The sequence below is a fragment of the Micromonospora sp. USAFONa4 genome (assembly GCF_057197825.1).
The window spans coordinates 6,183,297-6,203,881 of the sequence record NZ_CM170072.1; the positions used below are offsets into that span (position 1 = coordinate 6,183,297).

General features: G+C 74.5%; 2 protein-coding genes. Both read left to right on the forward strand.

What is annotated here, in order from left to right; genetic code table 11:
- The first annotated feature begins 10 nt into the window (after window positions 1-10).
- Window positions 11-19,462: a type I polyketide synthase gene (locus tag AC0OO9_RS27180; protein WP_484513353.1), complete on the forward strand. Its 19,452-nt coding sequence runs from the start codon at window positions 11-13 to the stop codon at window positions 19,460-19,462.
- A 244-nt stretch (window positions 19,463-19,706) separates the two neighbouring features.
- Window positions 19,707-20,567 carry a metallophosphoesterase family protein gene (locus tag AC0OO9_RS27185; RefSeq protein ID WP_484513354.1) on the forward strand — a complete coding sequence of 287 codons (861 nt, stop codon included), beginning with the start codon at window positions 19,707-19,709 and terminating at the stop codon, window positions 20,565-20,567.
- Window positions 20,568-20,585: the final 18 nt, after the last annotated feature.

The window sequence follows — 20,585 nt, forward strand, 5'->3', positions numbered from 1 at the left end:
GATCAACCCGATGGCGAACGAAGCCAAGCTCCGCGAGTACCTCAAGCGCGTCACCGCTGACCTGCACGAGACCAGCGAACGCCTGCGGGCCGTCGACGAGCAGAACCACGAGCCGATCGCGATCGTGGGGATGGGCTGCCGCTACCCGGGCGGGGTGCGGACCCCCGAGGCCCTGTGGCGGCTGGTCGAGTCCGGCGTCGACGCCGTCACGCCGTTCCCGGCGGACCGGGGCTGGGACGTGGAGAACCTCTACGACCCCGACCCGGACGCGCACGGCAAGTCGTACACCCGCGAGGGCGGCTTCCTGCACGACGCCGGCGAGTTCGACGGCGGGTTCTTCGGCATCTCCCCGCGCGAGGCGCTGGCCATGGACCCGCAGCAGCGGCTGCTGCTCGAGGTCGCCTGGGAGGCGATCGAGCGGGCCGGCATCGCCGCCGACTCGCTCAAGGGCAGCCGCACCGGCGTCTTCACCGGCGTCATGTACCACGACTACGTCTCCCGCCTCAACGGCGTGCCGGAGGACGTCGAGGCGTTCGTCGGCACCGGCAACCACGGCAGCGTCGTCTCCGGCCGGATCGCGTACACCTTCGGGTTCGAGGGCCCGGCGGTGACCGTCGACACCGCCTGCTCGTCCTCGCTGGTGGCGATGCACCTCGCCGTGCAGGCCCTGCGCTCCGGCGAGTGCACGCTCGCACTGGCCGGCGGCGTCACCGTCATGTCCAGCCCCGACACCTTCGTCGGCTTCAGCCGCCAGCGCGGCCTGTCCCCGGACGGGCGCTGCAAGTCCTTCGCCGCCGCCGCCGACGGCACCGGCTGGAGCGAGGGCGCCGGCCTGCTGCTGCTGGAGCGCCTCTCCGACGCCCAGCGCAACGGCCACCCGGTGCTCGCCGTCGTCCGTGGCACGGCCGTCAACCAGGACGGCGCCTCCAACGGCCTCACCGCGCCGCACGGCCCGTCGCAGCAGCGGGTGATCCGCCAAGCCCTCGCGAACGCCCGGCTCTCCCCGGCCGACGTGGACGCCGTGGAGGCCCACGGCACCGGCACCCGCCTCGGCGACCCCATCGAGGCGCAGGCGCTGCTCGCCACGTACGGCCGGGACCGGGCCGAGGACCAGCCCCTCTGGCTCGGCTCGATCAAGTCCAACCTCGGGCACACCCAGGCCGCGGCCGGCGTCGCCGGCGTGATCAAGATGGTCATGGCGATGCGCCACGGCGTCCTGCCGCGGACCCTGCACGTCGACGAGCCGTCCCCGCACGTCGACTGGTCGGCCGGCGCGGTGAGCCTGCTCCGCGAGCCGCGCCCGTGGCCGCGCGGTTCCCGGCCCCTGCGGGCCGGTGTCTCCTCGTTCGGCGTCAGCGGCACCAACGCCCACGTCATCGTCGAGGCCGCCCCGCCCGCGCCGCAGCCGGCCGCCGGCACCGACGCCGTCGCCGGGCCCGACCCGCTGCCGTGGGTCGTCTCCGCGCGCAGCGCCGCCGCGCTCGGCGCCCAGGCCGACCGGCTGCGCTCCTGGCTCGCCGAGCACCCCGACGCCGCGCCGGCCGCCGTGGGCCGGGCCCTGGCCACCGGCCGGTCCGTCCTGGAACACCGGGCGGTGCTGCTCGGGGCCGACCGGGACGAGCTGGTCGCCGCGCTCGGCGCGCTCGCCGACGGCGTCCCGGCGGCGTCCGTGCGGCGCGGGGTCGCCAGCCCCACCCGCGTCGCCGTGCTCTGCACGGGGCAGGGCGCCCAGCGCGTCGGCATGGGCCGACAGTTGTACGCGGCGTTCCCGGTCTTCGCCGCGGCCTTCGACGCCGCCTGCGCCGAGCTGGACAGGCACCTCGACCGGCCGCTGCGCGCCGTGCTCGACGGTCCCGCCGAGGTGCTCGACCGCACCGGCTACGCCCAGGCGGCGCTGTTCGCCGTCGAGGTGGCGGCCTACCGGCTCGTCGAGTCGTGGGGCGTCGTGCCGGACTTCGTGGCCGGCCACTCGGTCGGCGAGGTGGCCGCCGCGCACGTCGCCGGCGTGCTGTCGCTGCCCGACGCCGCCCGCCTGGTGGCAGCCCGGGGCACCCTGATGCAGGCCCTGCCCACCGGCGGGGCGATGGTGTCGATCCGCGCCACCGAGGCGGAGGTACGCCAGCACCTGGACACCGCCGGCGGGGCGGCCGGCGCCGGGCTGGCCGCCGTCAACGGCCCGGAGTCCGTCGTCGTCTCCGGCGACGAGGACGCGGTGCTGGCGGTCGCCGCACACTTCGCGGCCCTCGGCCGCAGCACGAAGCGGCTGCGGGTCAGCCACGCGTTCCACTCCGCGCGGATGGACCCGATGCTCGACGCGTTCGGCGACGTGCTCGGGCAGTTGACCTTCGCCGCGCCCCGGATCCCCGTGGTCTCCACCGTGACGGGCGCGGTGCTCGATCCCGACGAGGTGCGCTCCCCGGCGTACTGGCTGCGCAACGTCCGCGACACGGTCCGCTTCGACGCCGCCGTGGCCACCCTGCGTGAGCTGGGCGTCGGCGCGTACGTCGAGGTGGGGCCGGGCGGGGTGCTCTCCGCGCTGACCCAGGAGATCGTCGGCGCGGACCAGGCGGTGTGCGCCCCGATGCTGCGCGCAGACCACGACGAGGCGGCGACCGCGCTGGCCGCCGCGGCCACCGTGTGGGCCCGGGGCGTGCCGGTGGACTGGGCGGCCCTGTTCGACGGCCCGCCCGTGCCGGTCGACCTGCCCACGTACGCGTTCCAGCGCGAACGCTACTGGCTGCTGCCCCTGCCGCAGGCCGCCGACGTGACCGCCGCCGGGCTGACCCCGACCGGCCACCCGCTGCTCGGCGCGGTGTTCCGCTCGGCCGACGGCGACGAGGTGACGCTCACCGGCCGGCTGTCGGTGGAGAGCCAGCCCTGGCTGGCCGAGCACGCCGTACGCGACGTGGTGCTCTTCCCCGGAACCGGATTCGTGGAGCTGGCGCTGCGCGCCGGCACGGAGGTCGGCGCCGACCGGCTCGCCGAGCTGACCCTCCAGGCACCGCTGGTGCTGCCGGAGACCGGCGGCGTCGACGTGCAGGTCGCCGCCGAGCGTGCCGGCGGCGAGGCGTGGCAGCTGACCGTCCACGCCCGCCGCTCCGGCACCGACGACCTGTGGGTCCGGCACGCCACCGGCCTGCTCGCCCCGGCGCACGAGGACGGCGGGGCCACGCTGGCGGACTGGCCGCCGACCGGCGCCACCGCCCTCGACGTGTCGGAGCTGACCGGGCGGGCGGCGCGGGCCGGGTTCGCGTACGGCCCCGCCTTCCAGGGGCTGCGCGCCGCCTGGCGGGTCGGCACCGACGTGTACGCCGAGGTGACGCTGCCCGAGCCGGCGGCCGACGAGGCCGGCGCGTACGGGCTGCACCCGGCCCTGCTCGACGCCGCCGTGCAGGCGGTCGGCCTCGGCATCGTCGACCCCGGCGAGGCCCGGCTGCCGTTCTCCTGGTCGGACGTGACGCTGTCGGCCCACGGCGCGGACACGCTGCGGGTACGGCTGACCCCCTCCGGCGCGGACACGGTGGCCCTGCTGGTCGCGGACGCCGCCGGCGAACCCGTCGCCCGGGTCGGCTCCCTGGTGCTGCGGCCCCTGCCGGCCGGGGAACTCACCTCCGGCGGGTCCCCGTGGCGTCGCTCGCTGTTCCGCCTCGACTGGCCCCGGCACGCCGGCGGCGTGGGCGCGCCTGACGGCACGACCTGGGCGGTGCTCGGCGACCGTCCCGCGCCGCTGCCGTCCGGCGTGACCGCCGACCGGCACGCCGATCTCGCCGCGCTCTGCGACGCGGGGGTGCCCGACGTCGTGCTGTACCCGGTGGCCGGCGCCGCCGCGACCGGCCCCGGCCCGGTCCACGACCTGCTCGCCGAGGTCCTCGCCGTGCTCCAGGGCTGGCTGGCCGCCGAGCGCCACACCGGCGGGTCCCGGCTGGTGGTCCTCACCAGCGGCGCCGTCGCCGTGGACGTGGACGCTGACGTCGCCGACCTGGCCGGCGCCGCCGTGTGGGGTCTGCTCCGGTCCGCCCAGGCCGAGCACCCCGGCCGGTTCCTGGTCGTCGACCTCGACGACGAGGAGAGCTCCGCCTCCGCCCTCGCCGGCCTGCTGTCGGCCGACGAGCCGCAGGCGGCGGTGCGCGACGGCGTGGCCCGGGTGCCCCGGCTCGTCGCCGCCCCGGAACCCGACGCGCCGGCGCCGGCGCTGGACCCGGACGGCACGGTGCTGGTCACCGGCGGCACCGGTGCCCTGGGCGCGCTCGTGGCCCGCCACCTCGTCACCCGGCACGGGGTCCGCCACCTGGTGCTGACCAACAGGCGCGGGCCCGGCGCGGCCGGTGCCGCCGACCTGCTCGCCGACCTCGCCGACCTGGGCGCCACCGCGACGGTCGAGGCGTGCGACGCCGCCGACCCCGACGCCCTCGCCGCGCTGCTCGACCGGATCGACCCGGCGCACCCGCTGACCGGCGTGGTGCACACCGCCGGCGTACTGGCCGACCGCACCCTGACCTCGCTCACCGCCGAGTCCCTCGACGAGGTGCTCCGGCCGAAGGTGGACGCCGCCGCGCACCTGCACGAGCTGACCGCCGCCCACGGCCTCGCGCTCTTCGTGACCTACTCGTCGGCGGCGGGCGTGACCGGCAGCCCCGGCCAGGCCAACTACGCGGCGGCCAACGCCTTCCTGGACGCGCTCGCGCACCGGCGGCGGGCCGCGGGCCTTCCCGCACACTCCCTGGCCTGGGGGCCGTGGGTCGAGTCGGGCGGCGGCATGACCGCCGGCCTCGACCGGGCCGACACCGACCGGCTGGCCCGCGCCGGCGTACGGCCGATCCCCCACGAGGACGGCCTCGCGCTCCTCGACGCCGCCCTGCTGACCGGCCTGCCCACGACGGTGCCGATGGCGCTGGACGGCCCGGCGCTGCGCGCCCAGGCCGAGGCGGGCACCCTGCCGTCGGTCCTGCGCGGCCTGGTCCGCGCGCCCCGGCGTCGCGCCGCCCGGTCGGGCCCGGCGGAGACCGCCGCCCTGACCGAACGGCTGGCCGGGCTCGACCGCGAGGAGCGCGCCGCGGCCCTGCTGCGGCTCGTCCTCGACCAGGTCTCGACGGTGCTGGGGTACGCCGACGCCGCCGCCGTCGAGGCCGGACGCCCGTTCACCGAGCTGGGCTTCGACTCGCTGACCGCCGTCGAGCTGCGCAACCGGCTGGGCGCGGTGACCGGCCTGCGCCTGCCGGCGACCCTGGTCTTCGACCACCCGACCCCGCTCGCCCTGGCCGAGCACCTGGACGCCGAGACCGGGACCGCCGCCGGTGCGCCGCCGGCCCCGGTCGCCGCCGTCGCGGCGCTCGACGAGCCGATCGCGATCGTCGGCATGAGCTGCCGCTACCCCGGCGGCGTACGTAGCCCCGAGCAGCTGTGGGACCTCCTCGTGGCCGGTGGGGACGGCATCACCGGCTTCCCCGCCGACCGGGGCTGGGACGTCGACGACCTGTACGACCCGTCCGGCGCGCGCCGGGGCAGCAGCTACGCCCGCGAGGGCGGCTTCCTGGCCGACGCCGGCGACTTCGACGCCACCCTGTTCAAGATCTCGCCGCACGAGGCGCTCGCCATGGACCCGCAGCAGCGGCTGCTGCTGGAGACCTCGTGGGAGGCCATCGAGGACGCCCGGATCGACCCGCTCGCGCTGCGGGGCCGCCCCGTCGGCGTGTTCGCCGGCATGATGTACCACAACCACGCCGCCGGGCTGGCGGACGTTCCGGAGGCCCTCGACGGCTACCTCGGCGTCGGCACCGCCAGCAGCGTGCTGTCGGGCCGGGTGGCGTACTCGTTCGGCTTCGAGGGGCCGGCGGTGACGGTGGACACGGCGTGTTCGTCGTCGCTGGTGGCGCTGCACCTGGCGGTGCAGGCCCTGCGGTCGGGCGAGTGTGACCTCGCGCTGGCCGGCGGCGTCACCGTGATGGCGACCCCGGAGACGTTCATCGACTTCTCCCGGCAGCGGGGCATGGCCCCCGACGGCCGGTGCAAGTCGTTCTCCGACGCGGCGGACGGCACGGGCTGGTCCGAGGGCGTCGGCGTGCTGCTGGTGCAGCGGCTGTCGGACGCGCGGCGCGACGGGCGTCGGATCCTGGCGGTGGTGCGGGGTACGGCGGTGAACCAGGATGGCGCGTCGAACGGGTTGACGGCGCCGAACGGCCCCTCGCAGCAGCGGGTGATCCGCCAGGCCCTCGCGAACGCCCGGCTGGGCGTCGCCGACGTCGACGTCGTGGAGGCGCACGGCACGGGCACGACGCTGGGCGACCCCATCGAGGCCCAGGCGCTGCTCGCCACGTACGGGCAGGACCGCGACGACCGGGACGCGCTGCTGCTGGGGTCGGTGAAGTCGAACATCGGCCACACGCAGGCCGCCGCCGGGGTGGCGGGCGTCATCAAGATGATCATGGCCATGCGGTACGGGACCGTGCCGGCGACCTTGCACGTGGATGCGCCGTCGTCGCATGTGGACTGGGCGTCGGGTGCGGTGGAGTTGGTGACGCAGTCGCGTGAGTGGCCGGGCGTGGGGCGTCCCCGGCGGGCGGGTGTGTCGTCGTTTGGCATCTCGGGCACGAACGCGCACGTGATCATCGAGCAGCCGGAGCCGGAGTCCGCTCCGGCGCCGGTCGCACCGGTCGCACCAGTCGCACCGGTCGCACCAGTCGCAACGGTCGCACCGGTCGCACCAGTCGCAACGGTCGCGCCGGTCGCGCCTGTCGAGGTGCCGGTGCCGTGGGTGGTGTCGGGGCGCTCCGAGCGGGGCCTGGCGGGTCAGGCGGCGCGGTTGGCGTCGTTCGTGCAGGACCGGTCCCTGTCGCCGGTGGACGTGTCCTGGTCGTTGGCGACGACCCGGGCGGCGTTGGAGCACCGGGCGGTGGTGTGGGGCTCGGACGCGGACGAGCTGGTCGCCGGCCTGTCGGCGGTGGCCGAGGGCCGGGTCTCTGGTGTGGTGTCGGCGGGCCGCCGGGCGGTGTTGTTCACGGGTCAGGGTTCGCAGCGCGTGGGCATGGGTCGCGAGCTGTATGAGGCGTTCCCGGTCTTCGCGGCGTCGTTCGACGCGGTGTGCGCGGAGATCGATCCGCGTCTGCCGCGTGGGTTGCGTGAGGTGGTGTTCGCCGAGCCGGGCACCGCCGATGGGGCTCTGTTGGACCAGACCGTGTTCGCGCAGGCGGGGTTGTTCGCGGTCGAGGTGGCGTTGTGGGAGTTGCTCGCGTCGTGGGGTGTGCGGGCGGACTTCCTGGCGGGTCACTCGATCGGTGAGGTGACGGCCGCGTACGTGTCGGGGATGTTGTCCCTGGGGGACGCGTGCACGTTGGTGGCGGCGCGGGGCAGGTTGATGCAGGCGCTGCCCGCCGGCGGCGTCATGGCGGCGGTCGGCGCGCCCGAGATCGCGGTGCGGGAGATCATCGACGCTGCGGGTGCGGCCGTGGACATCGCGGCGGTGAACGGCCCCGCGTCGGTGGTCGTCTCGGGTGCGGCCGGCGAGGTGGCCTCGGTGGTGGCGGCCTGCCGTGAGCGGGGTTGGCGGGTCAAGGAGTTGGCGGTCAGTCACGCGTTCCACTCCCGCCTGATGGAGCCGATGCTGGAGGAGTTCGCGTCGGTGGTGGCGGGGCTGGACTGGCGGCCGCCGAAGATGCCGATCGTGTCGAACGTGACCGGCGCGGTCGCGGACGCCGGGGAGATCACCGATCCCGGCTACTGGGTGCGGCACGTGCGGCAGCCCGTGCGCTTCGCCGATGGTGTGGTGGCGTTGCGGGCGCTGGGGGTGGACACCTTCCTGGAGGTGGGGCCGGATGCGACGTTGACGGCGATGGTGGCGGAGATCGTCGCGGATGCGGGGGTGCGGCGGGTTCCGGCGTCGCGGCGGGACCAGTCGGAGGTCGCCGCGGTGACGGCGGCGGTGGGGCAGTTGTGGGTGGCGGGTGTCCCGGTCGACTGGGCTGCCTACCACGGCCAGACCGGCGCCCGGCCGCGCGTGGTCGACCTGCCCACGTACGCCTTCGATCATCGACGTTACTGGATCAATGCCGCGACGCGGTCCTACCGTCCCCCCGCCGCCCGGCGTACCGCCGCCGACGAGGACTTCTGGCGGGCGATCGAGGCGGAGGACCTGACGACCCTCGCCGAGAGCCTGGCCGTCGACGCCGACGCCCCGCTCGCGGACGTGCTGCCGGCGCTGTCCACCTGGCGACGCCGCCGGGACGCCGAAGCGGCCCTCGACTCCTGGCGCTACCGGGTGGCCTGGCAGCCGCTCACGGACGACGCCGCCCGCGCCGAGGCGACCGACTTCCTGCTCGTCGTACCGGCCGACGCCGATGCGGCCGTGACGGACTGGGCCGCCGCCCTCGGCGCCGCCGGCGGGCGGATCGTCGAGGTCGACGCCGCGTGCGACCGCAAGCGCCTCGCCCACGACCTCGCCGAGGCGTCGACCGGCCGCGATGGGGACGTGCTGCCCGTACTCTCCCTGCTGGCCCTCGACACCCGGCCGTACGCCGCGGCCGCCTCCGTGCCGACGGGCCTCGCCGGCACGGTCGCGCTCGCGCAGGCCCTGGGGGACGCCGGGATCGCCGCCCGGCTCTGGATCGTCACCCGCGGCGCGGTCTCCGTCGGGTCCCGGGACCGGCACGTCGACCCCGTGCAGGCCATGGCGTGGGGCTTCGGCAGCGTGCTGCGCGCCGAGCACCCGCACCGGTGGGGCGGGCTCGTCGACGTCCCCGAGCAGCCCGACCACAGCGTCGTGCGCATGCTCCGGACGCTGATCACCGGCACCGGTCGGGAGGACGAGGTCGCCCTGCGCGGCACCGGCGGCCACGCCCGCCGGCTCGTTCGTGCGACGTATGGCGACGCCGGTGCGCGCGGTTCCTGGACGCCGCGCGGCACGGTGCTGATCACCGGCGGCACCGGGGCGCTCGGGGGACACGTCGCCCGCGCGCTGGCCGCCGAGGGAGCCGAACACCTCCTGCTGGTCAGCCGGCGGGGTGGCGAGGCACCGGGCGCGACCGCCCTCGCCGAGGAACTCGCCGGGCTCGGCACCCGGGTCACCCTCGCGTCCTGCGACGTGGCCGACCGGGCCGCGCTCGCGGCGCTGCTCGACTCGATCCCCGCCGAGCTTCCGCTGGGCGCGGTCGTGCACACCGCCGCCGCCCTCGACGACAACGTCGTCGACGCCGTGAGCGTCGACCAGTTGGCCACCGCCCTGCGGGCGAAGGTCGACGCCGCGCGCAACCTGGACGAGCTGACCCGGGGCACCGACCTCTCCGCCTTCGTCCTCTTCTCCTCCCTCGCCGGCCTCATGGGCGCCGCCGGGCAGACCACCTACGCGCCGGGCAACGCCTTCCTCGACGCGCTGGCGCAGCGGCGCCGCGCGGAGGGGCTGCCGGCGACCTCGCTCGCCTGGGGCCTGTGGGCCGACGGCGGGGTCAGCGCCGGCGAGTTCGAGCAGCGGCTGAGCCGCACCGGCTTCGGCGCGATGGCACCGGAGACGGCCGTACGCGCCCTCACCCGGGCGCTGGACCGCGACGAGACGTACCTCGTGGTGGCCGACATCGACTGGGCCCGGGTGGCCGCCGCCGGCGGTCGGCGCCCGCACCCGCTGGTCCGCGACCTGCTGGCCGAGGCCGGCGCGGCGGGGGCGGCCGACACCCCCGTGCCGGCGGCCGACCTGCGCCTCCGCCTGGCGGGAATGTCCGGTGCGGAGCAGCTGCGCGCCCTCGGCGAACTCGTGCGTGCCGAGGTCGCGGCCGTCCTGGGCCACGAGTCCGCCGAGCGGGTGGCACCGGACCGGGCCTTCCAGGACCTCGGCTTCACGTCGCTGGCGGCGGTCGAGCTGCGCAACCGGCTCGACGCGGCGACCGGCCTCGCGCTGCCGACCACGCTCGCCTTCGACTACCCGAACTCGGCGGCCCTGGCCGGCCACATCCACGCCGAGCTGCTCGGCGGGCAGGCGCTGCCCGTCCCCGCCGCCACCGGCCCCGTCGTGGGCGACGACCCGATCGTCATCGTCGGCATGGGCTGCCGTTTCCCCGCCGGAGCCGAGTCCCCGGAGGGACTCTGGGACCTGCTGATGGCCGGCGACGACGCGATGTCGGACTTCCCGACCAACCGGCACTGGGACCTGGAGTCCCTGGCCGGAACCGACTCCTACGTCTCGCGCGGGGCCTTCCTGGCCGACGCGGGTGGCTTCGACGCGGAGTTCTTCGGCATCTCGCCGCGCGAGGCGCTCGCCATGGACCCGCAGCAGCGGCTGCTGCTGGAGGTCGCCTGGGAGGCGTTCGAGGACGCCCGGATCGAGCCCCTCGCGCTGCGCGGCGACCGGGTCGGGGTGTTCGCCGGCACGAACGGGCAGGACTACGAGACCGTCGTACGCCAGGCCGGGGAGGCACTCGCCGGATTCGGCGCGACCGGCGCCTCCGCGAGCGTGCTGTCGGGTCGGGTGGCGTACTCGTTCGGTTTCGAGGGGCCGGCGGTGACGGTGGACACGGCGTGTTCGTCGTCGCTGGTGGCGTTGCACCTCGCGGCGCAGGCGCTGCGGTCGGGCGAGTGCGACCTCGCCCTGGCCGGCGGCGTCACCGTGATGGCCACCCCGGGTGCCTTCATCGAGTTCTCCCGCCAGGGCGGGCTGTCGGCGGACGGCCGCTGCAAGGCCTTCGCCGAGTCGGCGGACGGCACCGCGTGGGGCGAGGGCGTCGGCGTGCTCGTGGTGCAGCGGCTGTCGGACGCGCAACGCGACGGGCGCCGGATCCTGGCGGTGGTGCGCGGTTCGGCGGTGAATCAGGATGGTGCGTCGAACGGGTTGACGGCGCCGAATGGTCCGTCGCAGCAGCGGGTGATCCGGCAGGCGTTGGCGTCTGCGGGTCTGTCGGCGGCCGACGTGGATGTGGTGGAGGCGCACGGTACGGGCACGTCGTTGGGTGATCCGATCGAGGCGCAGGCGTTGTTGGCGACGTACGGGCAGGGTCGGGATGTGCCGTTGTTGTTGGGGTCGGTGAAGTCGAACATCGGTCACACGCAGGCGGCTGCGGGGGTGGCTGGGATCATCAAGATGGTCTTGGCGATGCGGCATGGGTTGGTGCCGGCGTCGCTGCATGTGGATGCGCCGTCGTCGCATGTGGACTGGGCGTCGGGTGCGGTGGAGTTGGTGACGGCGTCGCGTGAGTGGCCGGGGGTGGGGCGTCCTCGGCGGGCGGGTGTGTCGTCGTTCGGCATCTCGGGCACGAACGCGCATGTGATCATCGAGCAGCCGGAGTTGGCGGCGGAGCCCGCCGCCTCCCAGCCGGTGCCGGGGCCTGCGGCCGCGTCGACTGCGCCGGCGGAGTCCGTCCGCCCCTCGGGTGCGGAGCAGCGCGGCGAGACCGACCGGGGCGGATCGGCGGACGGACTGCCGGTTCCCGCGTCCGTGGGTCTGCCGGTGCCGTGGGTGGTGTCGGGGCGCTCCGAGCGGGGCCTGGCGGGTCAGGCGGGGCGGTTGGCGTCGTTCGTGCGCGATCGTGGCCTGTCGCCGGTGGACGTGTCGTGGTCGTTGGCGACGACCCGGGCGGCGTTGGAGCACCGCGCGGTGGTGTGGGGTTCGGACGTTGACGAGCTGGTCGCCGGTCTGTCGGCGGTTGCCGAGGGCCGGTCCGCGGGTGTGGTGTCGGCGGGTCGTCGGGCGGTGCTCTTCACGGGTCAGGGTTCGCAGCGCGTGGGCATGGGTCGCGAGTTGTACGACGCGTTCCCGGTCTTCGCCTCGGCCTTCGACGAGGTGTGCGCGCGCTTCGATGGCTTGTTGCCGCGTGGGTTGCGCGAGGTGGTGTTCGCCGAGCCGGGCACCGCCGATGGGGCTCTGCTGGACCAGACCGTCTTCGCGCAGGCGGGGTTGTTCGCGGTCGAGGTGGCGTTGTGGGAGCTGCTCTCGTCGTGGGGTGTGCGGGCGGACTTCCTGGCGGGTCACTCGATCGGTGAGGTGACCGCGGCGTACGTGGCGGGGATGTTGTCGCTGTCGGACGCGTGCACGTTGGTGGCGGCGCGGGGTCGGTTGATGCAGGCGTTGCCGGCCGGTGGGGTGATGGCGGCCGTCGGCGCGTCGGAGGAGGCTGTCGCCGAGTTGATCGGCGCGTCGGGTGCGGCCGTGGACATCGCGGCGGTGAACGGTCCGGCGTCCGTGGTGGTGTCGGGTGCCGCCGGCGAGGTGGCCTCGGTGGTGGCGGCCTGCCGTGAGCGGGGTTGGCGGACGAAGGACCTCGCGGTCAGCCACGCGTTCCACTCCCGCCTGATGGAGCCGATGCTCGACGAGTTCCGGTCGGTGGTGGCGGGGCTCGACTGGCGGGTGCCGCGCGTCGCGGTGGTGTCGAACGTGACGGGTGCCGTGGCGGACCCGCTGGAGCTGGTGGATCCGGAGTACTGGGTGCGGCACGTGCGGCAGCCGGTGCGCTTCGCCGATGGTGTGGTGGCGTTGCGGGCGCTGGGGGTGGACACCTTCCTGGAGGTGGGTCCGGATGCGACGTTGACGGCGATGGTGGCGGAGATCGTCGCGGATGCGGGGGTGTGGCGGGTTCCGGCGTCGCGGCGCGACCAGGCGGAGGTCGCCGCCCTGGCCTCGGCGCTGGGGCAGTTGTGGGTCGCGGGTGTGCCGGTCGACTGGGCGGCGTACCTCGGTCAGGCCGGCGCCCGGCCGCGCGTGGTCGACCTGCCCACGTACGCCTTCGACCACACCTGGTACTGGCCCGAGGCGGCGCCCGTGGCCCGCCGGGACACGCACGGCGAAGCTCTCGACGGGCGGTTCTGGGCGGCCGTGGAGTCCGGCGACCCCGACCTGGTCGGCGGCCAGCTGGGTGTCGGCGCGGACGAACCGTTCAGCGCGGTCCTGCCGAAGCTCGCGCAGTGGCGGCGGGCCGCACAGCAGCGGTCGACGGTGGATTCCTGGCGCTACCGCGTGGTGTGGCAGCGCCGTGACGTGACCGGGAACGAGAACCTGACCGGCTCCTGGCTGGTGCTGATGGTCCCCGGCCAGGAGGACCACCCGGTGCTGGCCGGGCTGGCGGAGCGGGGCGCCGAGGTGGTGCCGGTCGTGCTGGACGCGCCGGACCGGGACGAGGTCGCGCGCCGACTGGCCGGAGCGGTGGAGGCCGGGAAGCCGGTGGCCGGGTTGATCTCGCTGCTGTCGCTGGCCGGAGCGGGCGTGGTCGAGGCGCTGGCGGTGGCGCAGGCGCTGGCCACCACGGAGGTCCAGGGGCGGCTCTGGTGGCTCACCCGTGGGGCGGTCTCCGTGGACGACGCGGAGCCCCTGACCGACGTGGTGGGTGCTGCGGTGTGGGGTTTGGGTCGGGTGGTGGGTTTGGAGGTGCCGTTGCGGTGGGGTGGTTTGGTGGATTTGCCGGGGTTGTTGGATAGGGGTGTGTGGGGTCGGTTGTGTGGGGTGTTGTCGTCGTCTGGTGAGGATCAGGTGGCGTTGCGGTCGTCGGGTGTGTTTGTGCGGCGGTTGGTGCGTGCGGGTTCTCCGGCGGGTGTGGGTGCGGGTGGGTTCCGGTTGTCGGGGACGGTGTTGGTGACGGGTGGTACGGGGGCGTTGGGTGCGCGGGTGGCGTTGTGGGCGGTGGGTGTGGGTGCGGAGCATGTGGTGTTGGTGAGTCGGCGGGGTGGTGGTGCGCCGGGTGTGGGTGAGTTGGTGGGGCGGTTGGAGGGTTTGGGTGTGCGGGTGTCGGTGGTGGGTTGTGATGTGGCGGATCGTGGTGCGGTGGCGGGGTTGTTGGGGGATTTGGTGGGTCGGGGTGAGCGGTTGCGGGCGGTGGTGCATGCGGCGGGTGCGGCGCAGTTGACGCCGTTGGGTGAGGTGGGTGTGGGTGAGGTGGAGGAGGTGTTGCGGGCGAAGGTTGGTGGTGCGGTGGTGTTGGATGAGTTGACTGCTGGTTTGGATTTGGATGCGTTTGTGGTGTTTTCGTCGATTGCGGGGGTGTGGGGTTCGGCGGGTCAGGTGGGGTATGCGGCGGCGAATGCGTTTGTGGATGGGTTGGTGGTGTCGCGGCGTGGGCGTGGGTTGGTGGGGACGTCGGTGGCGTGGGGGCCGTGGGCTGAGGCGGGTATGGCGGTGGGGGTGGCGGGGGAGCAGTTGAGTCGGCGTGGTTTGCCGGGGATGGCTCCGGAGTTGGCGGTGGCGGCGTTGCAGCGGGCGTTGGATGGTGGTGAGGGTCAGGTGGTGGTGGCGGATGTGCGGTGGGATCGGTTTGTGCCGTCGTTCACGGCGTTGCGTCCGTCGCGTCTGTTCACCGACATCCCCGAGGCACAGGCGGCGATCGAGGCGGCGACCCGAGCCGAGACCGGCCCCACCGACCGGGCCTCCGCACTGCGCGAACGACTCGCGGCCCTGACGCCGCCGGAGGTCGAGGCGTCCCTCCTGGACCTCGTGCGCTCCCAGGTGGCCACGGTGCTCGGCCACGCCACCGTGGAGGCGGTGCGGCCGGACCGGGCGTTCCAGCGTCTCGGCTTCGACTCGCTCACCGCCGTCGAGCTGCGCAACCGGCTGACCGCCGAAACGGGCCTCGCGTTGCCCTCCACCCTCGTCTTCGACCACCCGACGCCGGCCGCCCTGGTCGCCTTCATCCGGGAGACCGTGCTCGGAGCGTCGGGCGACGCGCCGGCCGACCGCAGGGTCGCCACCGTGGACGACGACCCGATCGTGATCGTCGGGATGGGCTGCCGCCTGCCGGGTGGCGTCGCGTCCCCGGAAGAACTGTGGCAACTGCTCGCCACGGGACGCGACGGCATCTCCGAGTTCCCCCTCGACCGGGGCTGGGACAGCTTCCTCAGCAGCGGCTTGTCCGACACGTCCTTCGCCCGCAGGGGCGGCTTCGTCTACGACGCCGGCGAGTTCGACGCCGAGTTCTTCGGCATCTCGCCGCGCGAGGCCCTCGCCATGGACCCGCAGCAGCGGCTGCTGCTGGAGACCTCGTGGGAGGCCGTCGAGTCGGCGGGCATCGACCCGACCACCCTGCGGGGCGGCGCGGTCGGCGTCTTCGCCGGGGCCAGCTTCCAGGGGTACGCCAGCGGGTCGGTCGGTCGGGCCCAGGAGGTCGGCGGCCACCTGCTCACCGGCAACGCGACAAGCGTGTTGTCGGGCCGGGTGGCGTACTCGTTCGGTTTCGAGGGGCCGGCGGTGACGGTCGACACCGCGTGTTCGTCGTCGCTGGTCGCGTTGCACCTCGCGGCGCAGGCGCTGCGGTCCGGCGAGTGCGACCTCGCCCTGGCCGGCGGCGTCACGGTGATGGCCTCACCGGGCACGTTCGCCGAGTTCTCGATCCAGGGCGGCCTGTCCGCCGACGGCCGCTGCAAGTCGTTCTCGGACGCCGCGGACGGCACGGGCTGGTCCGAGGGCGTCGGCGTGCTGCTGGTGCAGCGGCTGTCGGACGCGCGGCGTGACGGGCGCCGGATCCTGGCGGTGGTGCGGGGCACGGCGGTGAACCAGGACGGTGCGTCGAACGGGCTGACGGCGCCGAACGGCCCCTCCCAGCAGCGGGTGATCCGGCAGGCCCTCGCGAGCGCGGGTCTGTCCACGGCCGACGTGGACGTGGTGGAGGCGCACGGCACGGGCACGTCGTTGGGCGACCCGATCGAGGCGCAGGCTCTGCTGGCGACGTACGGGCAGGGTCGGGATGTGCCGTTGTTGTTGGGGTCGGTGAAGTCGAACATCGGTCACACGCAGGCGGCTGCGGGGGTGGCCGGGATCATCAAGATGATCTTGGCGATGCGGCACGGGATGGTGCCGGCGACCTTGCACGTGGATGCGCCGTCGTCGCATGTGGACTGGGCGTCGGGTGCGGTCGAGTTGGTGACGCAGTCGCGTGAGTGGCCGGGCGTGGGGCGTCCCCGGCGGGCGGGTGTGTCGTCGTTCGGCATCTCGGGCACGAACGCGCACGTGATCATCGAGCAGCCGGAGCCGGAGCCGGAGTCCGTCCCGGCGCCGGTCGCACCGGTCGCACCGGTCGCACCGGTCGGGGTGCCGGTGCCGTGGACGCTGTCGGGGCGCTCCGAGCGGGGCCTGGCGGGTCAGGCGGCGCGGTTGGCGTCGTTCGTGCGGGACCGGTCCGACCTTGCGGTGGCGGACGTGTCCTGGTCGTTGGCGACCACCCGGGCGGCGCTGGAGCACCGGGCGGTCGTGTGGGGTTCGGACGCGGACGAGCTGGTCGCTGGTCTGTCGGCGGTGGCCGAGGGCCGGTTGTCGGGTGTGGTGTCGGCGGGTCGTCGGGCGGTGCTCTTCACGGGGCAGGGTTCGCAGCGCGCCGGCATGGGCCGGGAGTTGTACGACGCGTTCCCGGTGTTCGCCTCGGCCTTCGACGAGGTGTGCGCCCGTTTCGACGGCTTGTTGCCGCGTGCGCTGCGCGAGGTCGTGTTCGCCGAGCCGGGTTCGGAAGCTGCGGCTCTGTTGGACCAGACCGTGTTCGCGCAGGCGGGGTTGTTCGCGGTCGAGGTGGCGTTGTGGGAGCTGCTCGCATCGTGGGGTGTGCGGGCCGACTACCTGGCGGGTCACTCGATCGGTGAGGTGACGGCGGCGTACGTGTCCGGGGTGTTGTCGCTGGCGGATGCGTGCACGTTGGTGGCGGCGCGGGGTCGGTTGATGCAGGCGTTGCCGGCCGGTGGCGTGATGGCGGCGGTGGGTGCGTCGGAGGAGGCTGTCGCCGAGTTGATCGGCGCTGCGGGTGTGGCGGTGGACGTGGCGGCGGTGAACGGCCCCGCGTCGGTGGTCGTCTCGGGTGCGGCCGGCGAGGTGGCCTCGGTGGTGGCGGCCTGCCGTGAGCGGGGTTGGCGGGTCAAGGAGTTGGCGGTCAGTCACGCGTTCCACTCGCGGTTGATGGAGCCGATGCTGGAGGAGTTCGCGTCGGTGGTGGCGGGGCTGGACTGGCAGCCGCCGAAGATCCCGATCGTGTCGAACGTGACCGGCGCGGTCGCGGAGGCCGCAGAGATCACCGACCCCGGCTACTGGGTGCGGCACGTGCGGCAGGCCGTGCGCTTCGCCGACGGTGTGGCGGCGTTGCGGGCGCAGGGGGTGGACACCTTCCTGGAGGTCGGCCCCGACGCGGTCCTCACCGCCATGGCCGCCGAGGCGGACCCGGCCGACGACGTGCGGTACGTCGCCACGCTGCGCCGCAGCCAGCCCGACGTCACCACCCTGACCAGTGCCGTCGGGCAGCTCTGGGCCGCCGGCGTGGCCGTCGACTGGGCGGCGTACCTCGGCCAGACCGGCGCCCGGCCGCGCGCGGTGGAACTGCCCACCTACGCCTTCGACCGGCAGCGCTACTGGCTGGAGGACCCCCAGCCCGGCTCGGCTCCGGAGCGGGCCGACGCCCCGTCCGACGAGCAGTTCTGGGCGGCGGTCGAGTCCGGGGACCTCGGCGTGCTGGGCGAGGATCTCGCGGTGGGCGCGGACGAGCCGTCCACGGCGCTGCTGCCCAAGCTCGCCCGGTGGCGGCGGGCGACGCAGCAGCGGGCCGTCGTCGACTCCTGGCGGTACCGGGCGACGTGGCGTACGGCCGCCGTGCCGGACTCCGCGACGTTGGCGGGGACCTGGCTGCTGCTGATGGCGCCCGGGCAGGAGGAGCACCCGGTGGCCGCGGCGCTGGCCGCCCGGGCCGACCGGGCGGTCCCGGTGCTGGTCCCGGCCGGCGCCGGCCGCGACCGGGTGGCGCGGCTGCTGCGGGAGGCGATGGGCTCCGACGACCGGGACGCCCACGTGGTGTCCCTGCTGTCGCTGGCCGAGCCGCGGGAGGCGTCCACGTCCCCGGAACCGGATGCGGTTCCGGCCGCCGCCGAGGTGTCGACGGCGCTGGCCGTGGTGCAGGCGCTGACCGACGTCGGTGGGTCGGGCCGGTTGTGGTGGCTGACGCGCGGGGCGGTGTCGGTCGGCGGCTCGGACGAGCTGGCGGATGTCGCGGGTTCTGCGGTGTGGGGTTTGGGTCGGGTGGTGGGTTTGGAGGTGCCGTTGCGGTGGGGTGGTTTGGTGGATTTGCCGGGGTTGTTGGATGGGGGTGTGTGGGGTCGGTTGTGTGGGGTGTTGTCGTCGTCTGGTGAGGATCAGGTGGCGTTGCGGTCGTCGGGTGTGTTTGTGCGGCGGTTGGTGCGTGCGGGTTCTCCGGCGGGTGTGGGTGCGGGTGGGTTCCGGTTGTCGGGGACGGTGTTGGTGACGGGTGGTACGGGGGCGTTGGGTGCGCGGGTGGCGTTGTGGGCGGTGGGTGTGGGTGCGGAGCATGTGGTGTTGGTGAGTCGGCGGGGTGGTGGTGCGCCGGGTGTGGGTGAGTTGGTGGGGCGGTTGGAGGGTTTGGGTGTGCGGGTGTCGGTGGTGGGTTGTGATGTGGCGGATCGTGGTGCGGTGGCGGGGTTGTTGGGGGATTTGGTGGGTCGGGGTGAGCGGTTGCGGGCGGTGGTGCATGCGGCGGGTGCGGCGCAGTTGACGCCGTTGGGTGAGGTGGGTGTGGGTGAGGTGGAGGAGGTGTTGCGGGCGAAGGTTGGTGGTGCGGTGGTGTTGGATGAGTTGACTGCTGGTTTGGATTTGGATGCGTTTGTGGTGTTTTCGTCGATTGCGGGGGTGTGGGGTTCGGCGGGTCAGGTGGGGTATGCGGCGGCGAATGCGTTTGTGGATGGGTTGGTGGTGTCGCGGCGTGGGCGTGGGTTGGTGGGGACGTCGGTGGCGTGGGGGCCGTGGGCTGAGGCGGGTATGGCGGTGGGGGTGGCGGGGGAGCAGTTGAGTCGGCGTGGTTTGCCGGGGATGGCTCCGGAGTTGGCGGTGGCGGCGTTGCAGCGGGCGTTGGATGGTGGTGAGGGTCAGGTGGTGGTGGCGGATGTGCGGTGGGATCGGTTTGTGCCGTCGTTCACGGCGTTGCGTCCGTCGCGTCTGTTCACCGACATCCCCGAGGCACAGCCCGCACAGGCCGAGGAGACGCCGAAGGGCGAGGACCGCGGCGCGGCGTCGGCGCTGCGCGAGCGGCTCGCCGCCGCCTCCGGGCCGGAGCGCGACCGCATCCTGCTCGACCTGGTCCGCGGCACCGCCGCGGCGGTGCTGGGACACGCCACGCCGAGCGGGATCAGGCCCGCCCGTGGCTTCCTCGAACTGGGCTTCGATTCGCTCACCGCAGTCGAGCTGCGCAACCGGCTGACCGCCGCAACGGGCATCGGACTGTCCGCCACCCTCGTCTTCGACCATCCCACCCCGAACGCGCTCGCCGGTCACCTGCGGGCCGAGTTGGCGCCCGAGCAGCCGGCGTTGCCGATCGTGGCCGAGATCGAACGCCTCGACAAGCTCCTCGGCGGGCTGCCGGGCGGCCAGGTCGACGACGCGGTCGTCGGTCGGCTGGAGGACCTGCTGGCCCGGTGGCGGGGACGACCCGCCGCCACCGCACCGGCGCCGGCCGCCGCGGAGGAGTTGGAGTCGGCCAGCCGGGACGAGCTCTTCGACATCATCCAGCGGGAGTTCGGCAAGTCCTGAGCGGACACTGCCCGACCCCGGGCGGGACGGGCCGGGGAAAGGGACACCGACGGCGCCGGACGCCTGACCGGCACCGTCGGGCAGGCGCGGCTGCCTAGGGGTCCACGTATCCCGTCTAGGGGTGTGCCGGTGCGGGCCCGGCTCCGTAGGGTCGGAGCCCGTCAGGCCGTCTCGCCCTGCCCACCGGCAGCCGAGCGGTACGGATGTGGGTGCGTGCGGTACCCCGGATGGACGGGAGGTCCGCATGGCCGGATCCGGCCTGCCTCAGTTGCTCGCCATCAGTGACCTGCACGTGGTCCACGCGGAGAACAAGGCCATCGTCGAGCGGCTGCGGCCGGAGCGCGACGGCGACTGGCTCATCGTCGCCGGCGACGTCGGGGAGTTCGTCGCCGACATCGAGTGGGCGCTGGGACTGCTCAGCAGCCGGTTCGCCAAGGTGATCTGGGCCCCCGGCAACCACGAGCTCTGGACCCCCCGCGAGGACCCGATCCAGCTGCGGGGAGACGCGCGCTACCAGCACCTGGTGGAGCTGTGCCGCAAGCTCGGGGTGGTGACTCCGGAGGACCCGTACCCCGTCTGGGACCCGCAGGGCGACGACCCGGTCCTGATCGCGCCGCTGTTCCTGCTCTACGACTACACCTTCCGGCCGGCCGGGACGTACACGAAGGAGCAGGCCCTGGCGCGGGCCCACGAGGTCGGCGTGGTCTGCACCGACGAGATCCTGCTGCATCCGGACCCGTACCCGACGCGCGACGCCTGGTGCCGGGCGCGGCTGGCCCTGACCGAGCGCCGGCTCACCGCCGAACGCAACGGGCTGCCCACCGTCCTGGTCAACCACTTCCCGCTCGTCCGCGAACCCACCCGGATCCTGCGGTACCCGGAGTTCGCGCAGTGGTGCGGCACCGAGGCCACCGCCGACTGGCACGTCCGGTTCGACGCCCGCGTCGCCGTCTACGGCCACCTGCACATCCCGCGCACCACCTGGTACGACGGGGTCCGGTTCGAAGAGGTCTCGGTGGGCTACCCACGGGAGTGGCGTCGCCGCTCGACGCCTCCGGGGCGGCTGCGCCGCATCCTGCCGGCGGTCGCCGGACAGCCCGTCTGAGCGCCGTCGCGATGCTGG

Excerpts from the sequence above, each read along its gene's own strand:
- AC0OO9_RS27185 (WP_484513354.1), top strand. The coding sequence starts at position 19,707 with ATGGCCGGATCCGGCCTGCCTCAGTTGCTCGCCATCAGTGACCTGCAC.
- AC0OO9_RS27180 (WP_484513353.1), top strand. The coding sequence starts at position 11 with ATGGCGAACGAAGCCAAGCTCCGCGAGTACCTCAAGCGCGTCACCGCT.